Genomic DNA, 16,556 nt, shown 5'->3' on the forward strand with positions numbered 1-16,556 from the left:
TGTCGATAGAATCGGGTCGAGCAACCCGTATTTCGGACCATACGGGTGCCCTGACCCGGTTCACCAGGTCAGGCAAGAGGAGGGCGTAACGAAATGACCGCAGCAGTCGACGCCGCGCCGAACACCGCGGCGCGGGCCGATGCCCGCCGCAACCGCACGCTGGTGCTGGCCGCCGCGCAGCGGGCGTTCGCCGAGCACGGACCGTCGGTGTCGCTGGCCGAAGTCGCCCGCCGGGCCGGGGTCGGCGCGGGCACCGTCTACCGGCACTTCCCGACGAAATTCGATCTGCTGGAAGCGGTTATGCAGCAGCGCGTCGATCGGCTGGCCAAGCTGGCGGCCGACCATCTCGACGCCCCGGATCCGGGTGCCGCGTTCTTCGACTTCTGCACCGAGGTGGTCGCGTCGACGCCCGGTAACGAGGCGTTGTGCGAACTGATGCAATCCGACGACGGTTGGCCGCGAGCTTTGCTGATGAGTGCCGGAGCACGTTTCCATAAAGCGCTGGGTGGACTACTGCTCGCCGCGCAGCGGCAGGGCGCGGTGCGCGCCGATATCGAAGTGGCCGATGTACTGGCGATATTCACCGGATGCGTTGCGATCCAACGGCTTCAGCAGTCCAAAGGACGGATCGATCGCACGGCCGCGATCGTCCTCGACGCTATGCGTGCCACACCGGGCGTAACGAATCGTATCGGGGGAACGGATGTCCGTAACGAATCATCGGATCGTAACGAAACCGGCGAGCATCGTTGCCCGGTCTGTGACGCAACGGTGCGGCACACCGGAACCGGCCGCCGCGCCCGCTACTGCTCGGCCGCTTGCCGCCAGAAGGCGCATCGCCAACGCGCGGCAGCCCGGCGGCCATGATCAACGGGACCTGGTGGCGGATCCACTCCTGAGTCGCCGCCGGCATGTCCCGTTGATCATGAAAGGTTCGACGGCAGAGTGATCTGAATCGCATTGTGCGAGGCGGAGATCGAATGGCGCAAAAGCGCCGTGGGACGAAACCGGACGTTGCCGGGGACAGGTCCGGTCGGCAGCCGCGGCGCGAGGCGCGGGCTGCCGCCGGGCGATGGGCGGTTCTACAGCAGGTCACTCACGTCGTTGGGCACGTCCACGGCGTATTTACGCAGGATGTCCATCGAGATCACTTCCAGGGCGTTTTCGTGCGTTGCGGCCAGCACCACGGGTGCGGCGACACCGTCCTCATGCGCGTGCAGCCAACGTACGGCCACCACGCACCAGCGGTCTCCTGGTTGTAGGCCCGGGAAGTTGTTCTCCGGGCGCGGCGTACTCAGATCGTTGCCGATGGACGCCTGATGTTCCAGGAATTCGGCCGTGACGACGGTGCACACGGTGTGGCTGCCGAGATCCTCCGGCCCGGTGCTGCAGCAGCCGTCCCGGTAGAAGCCGGTGAGAGGATCGGTGCCGCACTCTTCCAGCGGCCCCCCAAGCACGTTTCGATCGGTCACGTCGCCGATCCTATTGCCACCTCGCGAGAAGTTCCGCAGGACAAGAAATCTCGGGGGTTGTGTCTCGGCCCCGGGGCGGCGTGGTAAAGCAGGCCGCTCGGTTCTGCAAGGATGGGCGCGTGAGTTCCGCAGCCTGGATCCTGATCGCCGTCGCCGCCGCCTTACTGCTGGTGGTGCTTGTTGTCGGATTTGTCCGGTACAAGCGCTCCCGGGTATCGCTGACGCCGCCGCCCGCCGACAAAGAGCTGACCGACAAGTCCGGTGGGTACTCGGCATCGGGCGGATTCAGCTTCAGTCAAGGCGGGACCGCGACCAAGGAACCGCAGCCGATCGAGCGCACCGACGACGACGGGCAGCCGCACGTCGGCGACGACGCGGCCATCCCGCGGGACGCGCCGAAGCGCGGGATCACGAATGTCACGCTGCCGGAGACCGATGTCGTCGAGGCGCCGGCGACCGAAGTCGGCGCGGACGTGGCGACTGCACCCGAGGAAACGGACACCGCGGAGTCGGCAGAGACGGGCACGGCCGAATCGAGCATCGCACCGGCCGAACCCGCTGAGTCGGAGGCACCCGCCGAGACGGACGCAGCCCCGACGACGGGCACATCTCAGACCGGAGCGGCCGCGCCCGGAACCACCACACCCCTGAGCGGAACGGACCTCACTCCGACCGGAGCCGCCCCCGACACCGCCGCCGGCGCCGAATCCCCGGTTCCGCTCGAGGACATCGACCCCACCGCGGGCCGCCTCGTTCGCCTGCGCGGCCGGCTGTCCCGCTCGCAGAACGCGGTCGGCAAGAGCCTGCTCGGCCTGCTCGGCGGCGGCGACCTCGACGACGAGTCCTGGGAAGAGGTGGAGGACACCCTGGTGCTCGCCGACCTCGGCACCGCAAGCACCGCCGCGGTCGTGGCTCGGCTGCGCCAGGAGATGGCCTCGCGCAGCGTCCGCACCACCGACGACGCCCGCGCGGTCCTGCGCGACGTGCTGATCGAGGCGCTGCGCCCGGAACTCGACCGCTCGATCCGCGCCCTGCCGCACGCCGACCACCCGTCGATCCTGCTCGTCGTCGGCGTCAACGGCACCGGAAAGACCACCACCACCGGCAAACTCGCCCGCGTGCTGGTCGCCGACGGCCGCCGAGTGCTGCTCGGCGCGGCCGACACCTTCCGCGCCGCGGCCGCCGACCAGTTGCAGACCTGGGGCGAGCGGGTCGGTGCCGACACCATTCGGGGCAAGGAAGCCGCCGATCCCGCCGCCGTCGCCTTCGACGCGGTCAGCGCGGGCATCGAGCGTGGCGTGGACGTGGTGATGATCGACACCGCGGGTCGCCTGCACACCAAGACCGGCCTGATGGACGAGCTGGGCAAGGTCAAGCGCGTAGTAGAGAAGAAGGCCGCCGTCGACGAGGTGCTGCTGGTGCTCGACGCCACGGTCGGCCAGAACGGGCTGATGCAGGCGCGGGTGTTCGCCGAGGTGGTCGACATTACCGGCGTGGTGCTGACCAAGCTCGACGGAACGGCCAAGGGCGGCATCGTCTTCCAGGTGCAGCACGAGCTGGGCGTCCCGGTGAAGCTGGTCGGGCTCGGCGAGGGCGCCGACGATCTGGCGCCGTTCGAGCCGGGCGCGTTCGTGGACGCACTGCTCGGCTGAGCCGGCCCGATATTCGGATCGGCGCGATATCGGCATTAGATGGGACGAATTATCGAGCCGCGCGAGCGCGCGGCGAAATTCGATCCGGCATCCGTTGTGTTTGCGGTGAAAGGCGCCGCAAACGGAATGTTTGCTAGCTCTACTCGCCGGTAACCGTCTATCCCTTTTGTCCGAAGCTAGCTTCCGATCAGCTCGGAAAGTCGCGGTGTAAACCACGAAACGTGGAAGCAACACAACTGGCCCATCCGTTCACGCAGGTGAAACACGCCAGCTCTGTGGATGAAACACCGAGTGAGGACCCTTCTGTGCAGGTCCATTTGCCGGAGTCGGCAGGGCCCGAGATGAGGAGGACTTCAAGGTGGCTTTTCCCCTTACCGGTGCACCGGACACTGGTGACACCGCATGGATGCTGGCGAGTTCAGCGCTTGTGTTGTTGATGACGCCCGGTCTGGCATTTTTCTACGGCGGCATGGTCCGTTCGAAGAACGTGCTGAACATGATCATGATGAGTGTCAGTGCCATGGGATTGATCGGCGTCCTATGGTCGCTGTACGGATACTCGACGGCATTCGGCGACAACAAGTTCGGCGTGATCGGTGACCCCGCGCAGTTCTTCGGACTGAAGGGTCTGATCGGCGGCAACTCGGTTGCCGAGGTCAAGGACGCCAGCGGCGCGGTCACCACGGCGGCGGTGAACATTCCGCTCGCGGGCACCATTCCGATGAGCGTGTTCGTCGCCTTCCAGCTGATGTTCGCCATCATCACGGTTGCCCTCATCTCGGGCGCGGTCGCCGACCGCCTCAAGTTCGGCTCCTGGCTGCTCTTCGCGGGCATCTGGGCCACGGTGGTCTACTTCCCGGTCGCGCACTGGGTCTTCGACTTCGATGTGAAGGACGCGGACGGCACCGTCGTGCACGAGGGCGGCTGGATCGCGAACAAGCTGCTCGCGGTCGACTTCGCCGGTGGCACCGCGGTGCACATCAACGCCGGTGCGGCCGGTCTCGCCCTGGTGCTGGTGCTCGGTAAGCGCAAGGGCTGGCCGACCACCGCGTTCCGCCCGCACAACCTGCCCTTCGTCATGCTCGGCGCCGGTCTGCTGTGGTTCGGCTGGTTCGGCTTCAACGCGGGTTCCGCGGTCACCTCGGGCGGCCTGGCCGGTTCGACCTTCATCACCACCACCTTCGCGACCTGCGCGGGCATGCTCGGCTGGCTGCTGGTGGAGAAGTTCCGTGACGGCAAGCCGACCTCGCTCGGCGCGGCCTCGGGTGTGGTGGCCGGTCTGGTTGCGATCACCCCGTCCTGCTCCTCGGTCAACGTGCTCGGCGCGCTGGTCATCGGTGTGGTCGCCGGCGTGCTCTGCGCCCTCGCGGTGGGCCTGAAGTTCAAGTTCGGCTTCGACGACTCGCTCGACGTGGTCGGCGTGCACCTGGTCGGCGGCATCGTCGGCACCCTGATGGTCGGCCTGGTCGCCACGCCGGAGGCGGGCGCGGGCAAGACCGGCCTGTTCTACGGCGGCGGCATCGACCAGCTGTGGCGGCAGGCGGTGGGTGCCGGTGCGGTACTTGCCTTCTCCTTCATCGCCAGCCTGATCATTGCCTATATCGTGAAGTTCACCATTGGGCTGCGAGTCAGCGACGAAGCCGAGGCCGTGGGCTTGGACGAGTCCGAGCACGCGGAAACCGCCTACGATTTCGCCGCGCTGGGCAGCACGGCACGTTCGGCCGTCAAGGAGGCATGACGAACATGAAACTGATCACCGCAATCGTCAAACCGTTCACACTCGAGGACGTCAAGACCGGGCTCGAGCAGGCGGGCGTGCTCGGCATGACTGTCAGCGAGGTGCAGGGTTACGGCCGCCAGAAGGGCCACACCGAGGTCTACCGCGGTGCGGAGTACTCCGTGGATTTCGTGCCCAAGGTTCGGGTCGAGGTGGTCGTCGACGACGCGTCCGTGGACAAGGTCGTCGAGGTGATCGTCGAGGCCTCCCGCACCGGCAAGATCGGTGACGGCAAGGTCTGGGTGACTCCGGTCGACACGATCATCCGAGTGCGGACCGGCGAACGCGGTACCGACGCTCTGTAACGAATATCGATCGAGCGGCGGCCCCGCCTCCTACCGGAGCACCGGTCGGGGCGGGGCCGCCAGCGTATGGATGGGTGGTGGGTTGTGGGCAGCAACGGGCACGGCGAAGGCAACGGCGGCAAGGTATCCAATGGGGCGGCCGATCTGGTCCGCGCTCGAACACAACTGCTCGACGGCGGTATGCCACGCAACCCACGGCTCGACGCCGAGTCCTTACGCCAGGCCCTGGTCGATCTCTACGAGCTGTGGCTCACGAGCAAGGGCACCGAACTGGGGATCACCAGGGACAGCGGCCTCGCCGTGGTCGCGGTCGGCGGACTCGGTCGCGGGGAGATGCTGCCCTACTCCGATCTGGACCTGGTGCTGCTGCACGATGACGTCGACCCGGCCCGGGTCGCCGAGGTGGCCGACCAGCTCTGGTATCCGCTGTGGGACGCCCACATCAAGCTCGATCACAGCGTGCGGACCGTCCCGCAGGCGCTGCGGGTGGCGTCCGACGATCTGATCGCCGCGCTCGGCATGCTGGAGGCCAGGCACATCGTCGGCGATCAGGACCTGAGCAACCTGCTGATCGGCGGGGTGCGCCGGGAGTGGCGGACCGGGATCCGGTCCCGGTTCGACGAGCTGATCGCCCAGGCCGAGGCGCGCTGGCAGCGCAGCGGCGAGATCGCCCATCGCGCCGAACCCGATCTGAAGAACGGGCGCGGCGGGCTGCGGGACATCCAGTTGCTCGACGCGCTGGCCATCGCCCAATTGACCGATGCCATGCCGGGACTCGGTCCGGAGGTGCCCGGAGGTGGCCTGAAACAAGCACATCGACGGTTGCTGGATGTTCGCACGGAGCTGCACCGGGTCGCGGGCCGAGCCCGTGACCAGCTGCGCGCTCAGGATGCCGACGAGATCGGCGCGGCGCTGCGAGTCGGCGACCGCTTCGATCTGGCCCGCACGCTGAGCGATTCCGCGCGGACCGTGAGCTACTCGGTGGATGTCGGATTGCGTACCGCGGCAAACGCTTTGCCGCGGCGTGGACTGGCCCGCCTGCGCCGCATGCCGGTGCGCCGACCACTCGATGAGGGGGTGGTCGAGCACGCGGGGGAGGTGGTGCTGGCCAGGGACGCGCGGCCGCAGCGCGACCCCGGCCTCATCCTCCGGGTGGCGGCCGCATCGGCACAGACCGGGCTGCCGATGTCGGCCACCACGCTGAACCGGCTCTCCGAGGACGCGCCGGAGCTGCGCGAACCCTGGCCGAAGGACGCGCTCAACGACCTGCTGGTGCTGCTCGGCGCGGGCCGCGGCGCCATCGACGCGATCGAGGCGCTGGACCGAACGGGCTTGTGGGGCAGGCTGCTTCCGGAGTGGGGCGCCGTGCGCGACCTACCGCCGCGCGATGCCCTGCACACCTGGACCGTCGATCGCCATCTGATGGAGACGGTGTCCTACGCCAGTGCGATGAGCACCCGCGTGGCCCGACCGGACCTGCTCGCGCTCGGCGCTTTGCTACACGACATCGGCAAGGGCCGGGCCGGCGACCACAGCGTTGTCGGGGCCGAACTGGCCACCCATATCGGCCGTCGGCTCGGCCTGTGGCCATCGGACGTACGCACCCTCAGCGCCATCGTCCGGCACCATCTGCTGCTCCCCGACACCGCGACCCGTCGCGACCTGGCCGACCCCGCCACGGTCCAGCACGTCGTCGACACGCTCGGCGGCGATCCGGAACTGCTGGAACTGCTGCACACCTTGGCCGAGGCGGACTCGCTCGCCACCGGACCCGGCGTCTGGGGTGATTGGAAGGCCTCGCTGATCGGCGACCTCGTCCGGCGCTGCCGCCTGGTCATGGCCGGCGGCGAGCTGCCGACGCCGGAACCGATCGCGCCGGAACTCGTCGCCAAGGCCAAGGCGGGCGGCGTGCACGTCGAATTGAAGCCGGGGGAGGGCAAATACACCTACACGGTCACCGTGATCGCGCCCGACGCCGCGGGCCTGCTCTCCGACGCCGCCGGGGTGCTCGCGCTGCACTCGCTGCGGGTGCTCTCGGCCTCGCTCGGCGTCGAAGGCGATTCCGCCATCGACACTTTCGTGGTGTCGCCGAAGTTCGGTGACCCGCCGGATGCCGGTTTGTTGCGCCAGGAACTGATCCGCGCGATTGCCGGTGACCTGGACGTTCCCGCCGTGCTCGCGAAGCGCGAACGGGAGGCGGGCGGCATCGGACCCAGCCAATTCGCGCAGGCGCAGCCGCGCGTGCTCTGGTCCGGCGCCTCGGTGCCGGGGCAGGTGCTGCTCGAACTGCGCGCCGAGGATCGGATCGGGGTACTCAGCCGGCTCGCCGCAGCCCTCGAGGACAGCGGCGCCGACGTTCGCTGGGCGAAGGTGGTGACCATGGGCTCGGCCGTCGTCGACACCTTCTGCCTCGACCTCGGTTCCGCGGACAGCCCGGACCGCCGGGCGGATATCGAGAAAGCGATCCTGGCCGTCGTCCCGCGCCCGGCGCCGAAGAAGCCGGAAGCGGGCATGCCCGGACCGGAGATCATCGGTTCCTGACCTTCGCTACCTAGTAACCAATCTGTTGCACACGATTTGCTGGAACCCATATCTCGAGGCTCCCTCACGTTCTAGTATCAGAGCGTCTGGCTATCGCTAGCATGAGGGGAGCACGTCGGTGGCAATTGAAGTTGTTTCGGCGTCGATGATGACGAGCGACGAGACCACGCACATGGCGCGGTGCGTCGGCGGGGATCGCTGGGTCGTTTCCTGGCTACCGGGTCGGACATTGACCGGACAACAGGCTGTGACCGCCATGACCATCGCCTCCACGGTCGCCAACTCGCGAATCCCCACCACCACGGAATGGGCCATCCTCGACGACCTGGCACTCGAGCTGGGATTGACCGCGCGCGAGGCGGTCTACATGGTGGCCAAGGAGAATCACGACTATCGCAAGACGGCCAAACCGCGACGTCGTTCGCTCGAATAAGATCTGCGGTACAGCGTGGGAAATCCGGCGACCGGGAGCGAAATGGCCCGGTCGCTTTCCTGCGCGTTCATCCCCATGCGCGGACAGGTCGGCTATCCCATTACCCTGGGAGGCAATTGACGTCCCCCGAGATCAGGAGCGCGATCGGTGTTCGAATCCCTGTCCGACCGGCTTACCGGTGCCCTCAAGGATCTGCGTGGTAAGGGGCGTCTGTCACCGGCCGACATCGACGCCACCTGCCGGGAGATCCGGCTAGCCCTGCTCGAAGCCGACGTCGCGCTGCCCGTGGTGCGCGGTTTCATCGCCCGAATCAAGGAGCGCGCCAAGGGCGCCGAGGTCTCCGCGGCGCTGAATCCGGCGCAGCAGGTCGTCAAGATCGTCAACGAGGAACTCGTCGGCATCCTCGGCGGCGAGACCCGCAGGCTGACCCTGGCCAAGAACCCGCCGACCGTGGTCATGCTCGCCGGCCTGCAAGGCGCCGGTAAGACGACCCTCGCCGGCAAGCTCGCCAAATGGCTGAAGGGACAAGGACATCAGCCGTTGCTGGTGGCCTGCGACCTGCAGCGTCCCGGCGCGGTCACGCAGCTTCAGGTGGTCGGTGAGCGCGCGGGCGTGCCCGTGTTCGCGCCGCACGGCGGCACCTCCATCGGCGGCGGCGAGAACGCGCTCGGCGTCTCGGCCGCCGACCCGGTCGAGGTCGCCCGCGGCGGCATCGAAGAGGCCCGCAGCAAGCAGTACGACGTGGTCATCGTCGACACCGCCGGTCGCCTCGGCATCGACGAAGAACTGATGCGCCAGGCCGCCGGCATCCGCGACGCCGTGCAGCCGGACGAGACGCTGTTCGTGCTCGACGCGATGATCGGCCAGGACGCGGTCGCCACCGCGCAGGCCTTCCGCGACGGGGTCGGCTTCACCGGCGTCGTGCTCACCAAGCTCGACGGCGACGCCCGCGGTGGCGCCGCGCTGTCGGTGCGCGAGGTGACCGGCGCGCCGATCATGTTCGCCTCCACCGGTGAGAAGCTCGAGGACTTCGACGTCTTCCACCCGGACCGGATGGCCAGCCGCATCCTCGGTATGGGCGACGTGCTCAGCCTGATCGAGCAGGCCGAGCAGATCTACGACCAGGAACAGGCCGAGGAAGCCGCGCGCAAGATCGGCAGCGGCGAGATGACGCTCGAGGACTTCCTCGATCAGATGCTCGCCATCCGCAAGATGGGCCCGATCGGCAACCTGCTCGGCATGCTCCCCGGCGCCGGCCAGATGAAGGACGCGCTCGCCGCCGTCGACGACAAGTCGCTGGATCGGGTGCAGGCCATCATCCGCGGCATGACCCCGGCCGAGCGGGACAACCCGAAGATCATCAACGCTTCTCGCCGCCTGCGCATCGCGAACGGCTCCGGCGTACAGGTCTCCGAGGTCAACCAGCTCGTCGACCGGTTCTTCGAAGCCAAGAAGATGATGGCGATGATGGGCAGGCAGATGGGCATGCCGGGGTCGCGTCGGAGCAACAACAAAAAGGGCAAGAAGGGCAAGAAGGGTGGGCGCGGACCCACGCCGCCGAAGGTGCGCGGTGGTATGCCCGGCATGCCCGCGGGAATGCCCGGGCTGCCGGCCGGAATGCCGGACATCTCGAATATGCCCGCCGGGCTGGACCAGTTGCCGCCCGGGCTCGAAGGTTTCGACTTGTCGAAGCTGAAGTTCCCGAAGAAGTAAGACGTTTCGAGCCGCCCCGTACCGATCACCGGTGCGGGGCGGTTTCGTCGGTGGATGACGTTCGGTCGCCACGCGCGTTTGTGTTGCGCCGCACAAGGTTTCGTACGTGGCTGGTGGAGTCAGGCCGTAACGCGTCGTCGTGTAGTGGTTTCCAGCCAGACGTGCACGGTGCCGCACGGGCAGCGGGTGTAGACGATCGTGCCCTCCGAGGTGCGGTGGCGCGAAAGGGTGGTGCCGGGTCGATCGACCGCGCCGCACTGTCGGCAGCCGCGGTGATCGGTGGATTCGGTCGGCGGCGCGGTCGCGAAAGTGGTCATGTCTCGAATCGTGGCCGGTTTGCATGTTCGAATCCAGCGAAAGATTCCGCACCGAATCATGTTGAATCAATGCATGATCGACCCTCGCCTGCACACCCTGCGGATGTTGCGGGAACACGGAACCGTCACCGCGGCGGCGACCGCGCTGCACCTCACCCCCTCCACCGTGTCGCAGCAATTGCGCTTGCTCGCAAAGGATTTGGATGTGCAACTGCTCGAGCAGGTCGGCCGCCGGGTCCGCCTGACCTCCGCCGCGCACACCCTGCTCCGGCACGCCGACGAACTGTTCGCCCAGGCCGAACGAGCCAGGGCCGAACTCGCCGCGCACCGCACCGGCATCACCGGCATGCTGCGAATCAGCGCGATGCCGACCGCGCTCGTCGCGCTGGTCGCCCCCGCCGCGGCCCGGCTGCGCGACGCCAACCCGCTGCTGACGGTCGAGATGAGCGAGGACGAAAGCAGGCACTGCTTCGACCTCCTGCTCAGCGGCGACAGCGACATCGGCGTGCTGATCCCCGCCCCCGGCGGCCCCGCCCTGGACGACCCCCGCTTCGAACAGCATCAACTGATCGACGAGCCACAAGACCTGCTGGTCCCGTCCGGTCACCGCCTCGCCGAATGCCGCAGTGTCGCCCTGACCGAGGCCGCCGAGGAACCCTGGGTCGGTGCGCCGGACCGAGTCGCCCACTGCCACCTGTTGCTCGGCGCCTGCGCCGCAGCCGGTTTCATGCCCCGCATCAACCATCGCGGCGTCGATTGGCTCGGCATCTCCGCAATGGTCGCCCACGGTTTCGGGGTCAGCCTCATCCCTCGTCTCGCCACCCTCCCCGCCGACCACGCCGTCGTCCGCGTCCCGCTGCACGGAGACGGTGCGCCCACCCGCCGCCACATCATCTGCATCCGCCGAGGCAGCGCCGCCCAGCCCGCCATCGCGGCCGGCTTGGCCGCCGTCCGAGAGATCTGCCGCGAACGCAACGACGTGGTCTTGGTGGATTGAGTCGGCTCGGTCGGCTGTGGTGCGCGTGACGGTCAGGGGCATGGACGTTAGGTTGGAGGACAGCCGACGACGTCCAGGAGGTTGCTATGCATCTGCGCGGTGTGGTTCTCCCTGGTGAGGATGTCCGCGACCTCTGGGTGCGGGATGGGCTGGTGTCGTTCGAGCCGGTGCCGGGGGCTGAAACGCTCTGCCGCACAGGGTGGATCGTGCCGGGGCTGGTCGACGCGCACTGCCATGTCGGGATCCGGTACGGCGGGGGAGACGAGGATCGGGACGGGGCGATCGCGCAGGCGGAGACCGAGCGCGATGCCGGGGCGCTGTTGTTGCGGGATGCCGGTTCGCCCATCGACACGCGGTTCATCGATGACCACGAGGAACTGCCGCGCATCATCCGCGCCGGCCGCCATATCGCCCGACCGCGCCGCTACATCCGCGAGCTGGGCATCGAACTCGACGACGAACGCGACCTGCCGGAGATCGTCGCCGAGCAGGCCCGCTTCGGCGACGGCTGGGTGAAGATCGTCGGCGACTGGATCGACCGCTCGGTCGGCGATCTGCGCCCGCTGTGGAGCGACGCGATCCTCAAGGAGGCCATCGACGCCGCGCACGCCAACGGCGCCCGGGTGACCGCCCACGTCTTTGGGGAGGACGCCCTGCCCGGCCTGATCGACGCGGGCATCGACTGCCTCGAACACGGCACCGGCCTCACCGACGACACCATCGAGATGATGGTCGAACACGGCACCGCCTTGGTGCCGACCCTGGTCAACATCGACACCTTCCCCGAAATCGCCGACAGCGCAGGCAAATTCCCTGCCTACGCCGCGCACATGCGCGACCTGCACCGCCGCGTGCGCAGCACCGTCGCCAACGCCCACGACGCGGGCGTCCCGATTTTCGCCGGCACCGACGCGGGCGGTTCCATCCGGCACGGCCGCATCGCCGACGAGATCAGCGCCCTCGGCGGCGCGGGCCTGTCCACCCACGACGCCCTCGGCGCCGCCTCCTGGAACGCCCGAACCTGGCTCGGCCGGCCGGGCATCGAACCCGGTGCCCCCGCCGATTTCGTTGTCTACCAGGAAGACCCACGCATCAACCCGGAGATCCTGAACACCCCCTACGCCGTAGTCCTGCGCGGCCGCCTATACGCCCACCGCGACCCCGTCACCGGCCACCGCTAGCGCGGAGCGGGCGGATTTGCGGGCGCGCGTATCGTCGGGCGGTATGAGCATTCGTCTCGGCTATCAGATGCCCAACTTCAGTTATGGACAGCCGGTTTCCGAGCTGTTCCCCACGGTGGTCGCGCAGGCCAGGGAGGCTGAGGCGGCGGGGTTCGACACCGTGTTCGTGATGGACCATTTCTACCAGCTGCCGGGGCTCGGTGAACCGGGCGATCCGATGCTGGAGGCGTACACCGCGCTGTCCGGTATCGCCGCATCGACCGAGCGAATTCAGTTGTCCGCGTTGGTAACCGGTAATACCTACCGCAACCCGGCGCTGCTCGCGAAGACCGTCACCACGCTCGACCTGGTCAGCGCGGGCCGCGCGGTGCTGGGGATCGGTGCGGGCTGGTTCGAGCTCGAGCATCAGTCCTACGGCTTCGAATTCGGTACCTTCACCGATCGTTTCGAGCGGCTCGACGAGGCGTTGCAGATCATCCAGCCGATGCTGCGCGGCGAGCCCGCCACCTTCGACGGCAAGTGGTACCACACCGACAAGGCGATCAACGAGCCTCGGCTGCGCGACGATCTGCCGATCCTGCTCGGTGGGGCGGGGGAGAAGAAGACGTTCGCGCTGGCCGCCCGCTTCGCCGACCACCTGAACATCATCTGTAACGCCTCGGAACTGCCGAAGAAGATGGCGGCCCTGCATCAGCGGTGCGCCGAGGTCGGCCGCGATCCGTCGACGCTGGAGGTCAGTTACCTGTGCTTCCTGATGGTCGACGAGGACGGCGATCAGGCGCGCAAGGAACAGCGGGATCTGCTGCGCGGCATCGGGGTCGACGTGGACGCGCTGTCCGACGAGGAACGCGCGCAGAGCATCGCCGACCGCCAGTTCGTCGGCTCGCCCGATGAGGTAGCCGAGCAGTTGCAGACCAAGGTTCTCGACCACGGCGTGCAGGGCATCATCGTCAACATGGTCACCAACGGGCATCAGCCCGGCGCGGTCGATCTCGCCGGCCGCACCCTCGCTCCGCTGGTCCGATGATCAGCAAAGCCCTGAAAACTGTTGGGGCGCGAAAACTTCAGCGCTCGATAGAATCGGCCCTGTGACGACGACCACATCGCGGCGCGCGTCCTACGGCTTCGACGCGCCGCCCATCATCCTCATGCTCGGTGTCCTCGCGGTCGGCTTCCTGGTCGCCGCGGTGACGAACGCGCTGGTCGGCAACGTCATTCCGGCGTGGCTGACCTTCCTGGTCGGCCTGATCATGGCCGCGCAGTTCGGACTGTTCCTGCACGCGACCCGCCGCGGCAAGTTCCGCGCGTGGGACGGCCTGCTCGACGATCTCAGCCTGCGCGGCGACGAGCGGTTGCTCGATCTGGGGTGCGGCCGTGGCGCGGTGCTGCTGGCCGCGGCGAAGCGCCTGCCGCAGGGGCGTGCGGTGGGCATCGACCTGTGGCGTTCGGTGGACCAGTCGGGCAACAGCCTGGCCACCACCGAGCGCAACGCGGTCGCCGAAAACGTCGCCGATCGAATCGAATTGCATACCGGCAACATGACCGCGCTGCCGTTCCGCAACGACGAATTCGACGTGATCGTCTCCAGCCTCGCGATTCACAACATCAAAGCGTCCGCGGGCCGCGCCGCCGCGGTGCGCGAGGCGCTGCGCGTGCTGCGACCCGGCGGGCATCTGGTGCTGGTCGATATCGGCCGGACCGGCGAATACGAGACCACCCTCACGGCCAACGGAGCGCAAACCCTCACCGCCCGCTCACTGGGCTGGCAGCTGTGGTGGGGCGGGCCGTGGACGAAGACCCGCGCCCTCACCGCCGCGGCCCCGTCCGCTTGAGCGGGCCGGCGATCCGGCGGTCGAGTTCAGGCATTGCCGCAGTTCATGGCCTCAGTTGAAGGCGTGCACGATCCCGGAGACGATCCCGCGCAGCACCCGGAACAGGCCTGCGGCGACGAACTCGCCGGCGATCTCGGTGCCCACGTCACCCGCGACCTCGCGGGTGGTGCTCTGCTTGCGCCGGTTGCGACGGAAGATCCCCATACCCGTTTATAGCCGCGCGACGCCGGTTCGCAACGGGGTCGGGGATGCGATTTCAGGTGAACGTGGCCCGTCTGGCAGAATGAACAACCGTCCTTCCGGACAAGTGTCAGCCCGTCTCCGGTTACGTACCGCGCGGCGGTCACACACTCCATGCGCTAAACCGGGCTCGCAGACCGTGCGGGTCGCTGAATTGCGCCGTGACCAGACTACGAAAGAGGCAGAACAAGCATGGCTGTTCGCATCAAGCTCACCCGCTTGGGCAAGATCCGCAACCCCCAGTACCGCATCGTCGTCGCCGACGCGCGGACCCGCCGGGATGGCCGTTCCATCGAGTCCATCGGCCTGTACCACCCGAAGGAAGAGCCGTCGCTCATCGAGATCGATTCCGAGCGCGCTCAGTACTGGCTCAGCGTCGGTGCGCAGCCGACCGAGCCCGTCCAGCGCCTGCTGGAGATCACCGGTGACTGGCAGAAGTTCAAGGGCCTGCCGGGCGCCGAGGGCACGCTGAAGGTCAAGGCCGAGAAGGCGTCCAAGCTGGACCTGTTCAACGCCGCGCTGGCCGCCGCGGACAACGCCCCCTCCGGCGAGGCCACCACCCCGAAGAAGAAGGCCGCCAAGAAGGAAGAGGCCGCCGAGGCGCCCGCCGCTGCTGAGGCCGCCGAGTAATGAGTGCCGTCGTCGCCGATGCTGTCGAACATCTTGTTCGCGGCATCGTCGCGAATCCCGATGACGTCCGCGTCGAGCTGATCACCGGCCGCCGCGGACGCACCGTCGAGGTGCATGTGCACCCCGACGACCTGGGCAAGGTGATCGGTCGCGGCGGTCGTACCGCGACCGCACTGCGCACCCTCGTCGCCGGCATCGGCGGCCGGGGCATCCGGGTCGACGTGGTCGACACCGACCAGTAGATGGAACTTGTCGTAGGACGGGTCGCCAAGTCGCACGGTGTGCGCGGTGAACTGGTCGTCGAGATCCGCACCGATGAGCCGGAGGCCCGGTTCGCCCCGGGCAGCACGCTGCGCGGACGACTGGCGCGATCCAAGGAAGTCCGTGACTTCACCGTGGAGTCGGCCCGAGAGCACTCGGGCCGGCTTCTGGTGTTTCTCGCCGGCGTCGCCGACCGCGACTCGGCCGATGCCTTGCGCGGCACGCTGTTCGTGGTGGACAGCGACGACCTGCCGCCGGGCGACGACCCGGACGAGTACTACGACCACGAACTCGAGGGCCTGACCGTTCGGCTGCTCGACGAAACCGTGGTCGGCACCGTGCGCGAAGTGCTGCATTCCGCTGCGGGAGAACTGCTTTCGGTGAAAGCCGCCGACGACGGCCGGGAGATCCTGATCCCGTTCGTGAACGCCATCGTGCCCACCGTCTCGCTCGCGGACCGGCTGATCGTCATCGATCCGCCCGAAGGACTCCTCGATCCGGAATGAGGTCGCCGTGAAACTCGATGTGGTCACGATCTTTCCGGAATATCTCGAGCCGCTGCGAACCGCGTTGCTGGGCAAGGCAATCGACAAGGGTCTGATCTCGGTCGACGTGCACGATCTGCGTGGTTGGACGCATGACGTGCACAAGTCCGTCGATGACTCGCCGTACGGCGGGGGACCCGGCATGGTCATGAAGCCGACCATCTGGGGCGATGCGCTCGATGAGGTTTGCCCCGACGACGCGTTGCTCGTCGTCCCCACGCCCGCGGGTGTTCCGTTCACGCAGGAAACAGCGCAGCGCTGGGCCACCGAGGATCACCTCGTGTTCGCCTGCGGGCGCTATGAAGGCATCGACCAGCGCGTCTTCGATGACGCCGCCCGGCGGGTTCGCGTCGAAGAGGTCAGTATCGGCGATTACGTCCTGATCGGCGGCGAGGCGGCCGTCCTCGTCATGACCGAAGCCGTCGTCCGTCTGCTCCCCGGCGTCTTGGGCAATCAGCAATCGCACCAAGAGGATTCGTTCTCCGACGGCCTCCTCGAAGGCCCCAGCTACACGCGACCGGTCACCTGGCGCGACCTCGAGGTGCCTCCGGTGCTGCTCTCCGGCGACCACGCCAAGGTGGCCGCGTGGCGTCGCGAGCAATCGCTCCAGCGCACCCGCGACCGCCGCCCCGATCTCCTCCCCGAAACCGACCGCTGAAG

18 protein-coding genes are annotated in these 16,556 nt (G+C 67.9%); 15 read left to right on the forward strand and 3 right to left on the reverse strand.

Going from position 1 to position 16,556, the window contains the following annotated elements; all coding sequences use genetic code 11:
* The first annotated feature begins 93 nt into the window (after window positions 1–93).
* On the forward strand, window positions 94–867 hold the full coding sequence (locus AB0M22_RS03370; RefSeq protein WP_364720467.1) for a TetR/AcrR family transcriptional regulator: 774 nt from the start codon (window positions 94–96) through the stop codon (window positions 865–867).
* Window positions 868–1,082: 215 nt separating this feature from the next.
* Here the strand turns inward: AB0M22_RS03370 and AB0M22_RS03375 are convergent, their stop codons facing one another.
* Window positions 1,083–1,472, reverse strand: a complete 390-nt coding sequence (locus tag AB0M22_RS03375; protein ID WP_040737431.1) for a DUF2237 domain-containing protein — start codon at window positions 1,470–1,472, stop codon at window positions 1,083–1,085.
* A 119-nt stretch (window positions 1,473–1,591) separates the two neighbouring features.
* Here AB0M22_RS03375 and ftsY point away from each other — a divergent pair, with 119 nt between their 5' ends.
* The 6 genes from ftsY to ffh all read left to right on the forward strand — a co-directional run bounded on the left by ftsY (window position 1,592) and on the right by ffh (window position 9,893).
* Entirely contained in the window at window positions 1,592–3,124 is a 1,533-nt protein-coding gene (gene ftsY, locus AB0M22_RS03380) for a signal recognition particle-docking protein FtsY (protein ID WP_364720470.1), read from the forward strand.
* A 406-nt stretch (window positions 3,125–3,530) separates the two neighbouring features.
* A complete protein-coding gene (locus AB0M22_RS03385) occupies window positions 3,531–4,862 on the forward strand; it encodes an ammonium transporter (RefSeq protein WP_150405667.1) in 1,332 nt (443 codons plus the stop codon).
* A 5-nt stretch (window positions 4,863–4,867) separates the two neighbouring features.
* Window positions 4,868–5,206: a P-II family nitrogen regulator gene (locus AB0M22_RS03390; RefSeq protein WP_040737447.1), complete on the forward strand. Its 339-nt coding sequence runs from the start codon at window positions 4,868–4,870 to the stop codon at window positions 5,204–5,206.
* A gap of 84 nt (window positions 5,207–5,290) precedes the next feature.
* Window positions 5,291–7,747 carry a [protein-PII] uridylyltransferase gene (locus AB0M22_RS03395; RefSeq protein ID WP_364720473.1) on the forward strand — a complete coding sequence of 819 codons (2,457 nt, stop codon included), beginning with the start codon at window positions 5,291–5,293 and terminating at the stop codon, window positions 7,745–7,747.
* A 118-nt stretch (window positions 7,748–7,865) separates the two neighbouring features.
* A complete protein-coding gene (locus AB0M22_RS03400; RefSeq protein WP_357378324.1) occupies window positions 7,866–8,180 on the forward strand; it encodes a hypothetical protein in 315 nt (104 codons plus the stop codon).
* 147 nt (window positions 8,181–8,327) lie between these two features.
* Entirely contained in the window at window positions 8,328–9,893 is a 1,566-nt protein-coding gene (gene ffh / locus AB0M22_RS03405) for a signal recognition particle protein (RefSeq protein ID WP_364720476.1), read from the forward strand.
* 119 nt (window positions 9,894–10,012) lie between these two features.
* Here the strand turns inward: ffh and AB0M22_RS03410 are convergent, their stop codons facing one another.
* Entirely contained in the window at window positions 10,013–10,210 is a 198-nt protein-coding gene (locus AB0M22_RS03410) for a hypothetical protein (protein WP_364720479.1), read from the reverse strand.
* A 73-nt stretch (window positions 10,211–10,283) separates the two neighbouring features.
* Between AB0M22_RS03410 and AB0M22_RS03415 the strand changes: the two genes are divergently transcribed.
* From AB0M22_RS03415 to AB0M22_RS03430, 4 genes are all read left to right on the forward strand, one after another.
* The gene (locus AB0M22_RS03415; protein ID WP_364720482.1) at window positions 10,284–11,207 is read left to right on the forward strand and encodes a LysR family transcriptional regulator; all 924 of its coding nucleotides are present in this window, start codon (window positions 10,284–10,286) and stop codon (window positions 11,205–11,207) included.
* A gap of 86 nt (window positions 11,208–11,293) precedes the next feature.
* Window positions 11,294–12,388, forward strand: coding sequence for an amidohydrolase family protein (locus AB0M22_RS03420; RefSeq protein ID WP_364720485.1), 1,095 nt, complete (start codon window positions 11,294–11,296; stop codon window positions 12,386–12,388).
* Window positions 12,389–12,431: 43 nt separating this feature from the next.
* A complete protein-coding gene (locus AB0M22_RS03425; RefSeq protein WP_364720487.1) occupies window positions 12,432–13,415 on the forward strand; it encodes an LLM class F420-dependent oxidoreductase in 984 nt (327 codons plus the stop codon).
* Window positions 13,416–13,476: 61 nt separating this feature from the next.
* Window positions 13,477–14,220 (forward strand): class I SAM-dependent methyltransferase, encoded by a 744-nt coding sequence (locus AB0M22_RS03430; RefSeq protein ID WP_364720490.1) that lies wholly within the window; start codon window positions 13,477–13,479, stop codon window positions 14,218–14,220.
* A 51-nt stretch (window positions 14,221–14,271) separates the two neighbouring features.
* Here AB0M22_RS03430 and AB0M22_RS03435 read toward each other — a convergent pair whose 3' ends face one another.
* On the reverse strand, window positions 14,272–14,424 hold the full coding sequence (locus AB0M22_RS03435) for a hypothetical protein (protein WP_364720493.1): 153 nt from the start codon (window positions 14,422–14,424) through the stop codon (window positions 14,272–14,274).
* 228 nt (window positions 14,425–14,652) lie between these two features.
* Here AB0M22_RS03435 and rpsP point away from each other — a divergent pair, with 228 nt between their 5' ends.
* From rpsP to trmD, 4 genes are read left to right on the forward strand one after another with little or no spacing between them, the layout of a single operon-like run.
* Window positions 14,653–15,090, forward strand: a complete 438-nt coding sequence (gene rpsP / locus AB0M22_RS03440) for a 30S ribosomal protein S16 (protein WP_364720495.1) — start codon at window positions 14,653–14,655, stop codon at window positions 15,088–15,090.
* On the forward strand, window positions 15,090–15,332 hold the full coding sequence (locus tag AB0M22_RS03445) for an RNA-binding protein (protein ID WP_011210690.1): 243 nt from the start codon (window positions 15,090–15,092) through the stop codon (window positions 15,330–15,332). The genes rpsP and AB0M22_RS03445 overlap by 1 nt, the downstream gene beginning before the upstream one ends.
* Window positions 15,333–15,857, forward strand: coding sequence for a ribosome maturation factor RimM (gene rimM, locus AB0M22_RS03450; protein WP_364720497.1), 525 nt, complete (start codon window positions 15,333–15,335; stop codon window positions 15,855–15,857). It begins immediately after the preceding gene.
* Between the two features lie 7 nt (window positions 15,858–15,864).
* A complete protein-coding gene (gene trmD / locus AB0M22_RS03455; protein WP_364720500.1) occupies window positions 15,865–16,554 on the forward strand; it encodes a tRNA (guanosine(37)-N1)-methyltransferase TrmD in 690 nt (229 codons plus the stop codon).
* Window positions 16,555–16,556: the final 2 nt, after the last annotated feature.

Source organism: Nocardia sp. NPDC051756 (genome assembly GCF_040681495.1).
In the GTDB taxonomy this organism is placed as follows: domain Bacteria; phylum Actinomycetota; class Actinomycetes; order Mycobacteriales; family Mycobacteriaceae; genus Nocardia.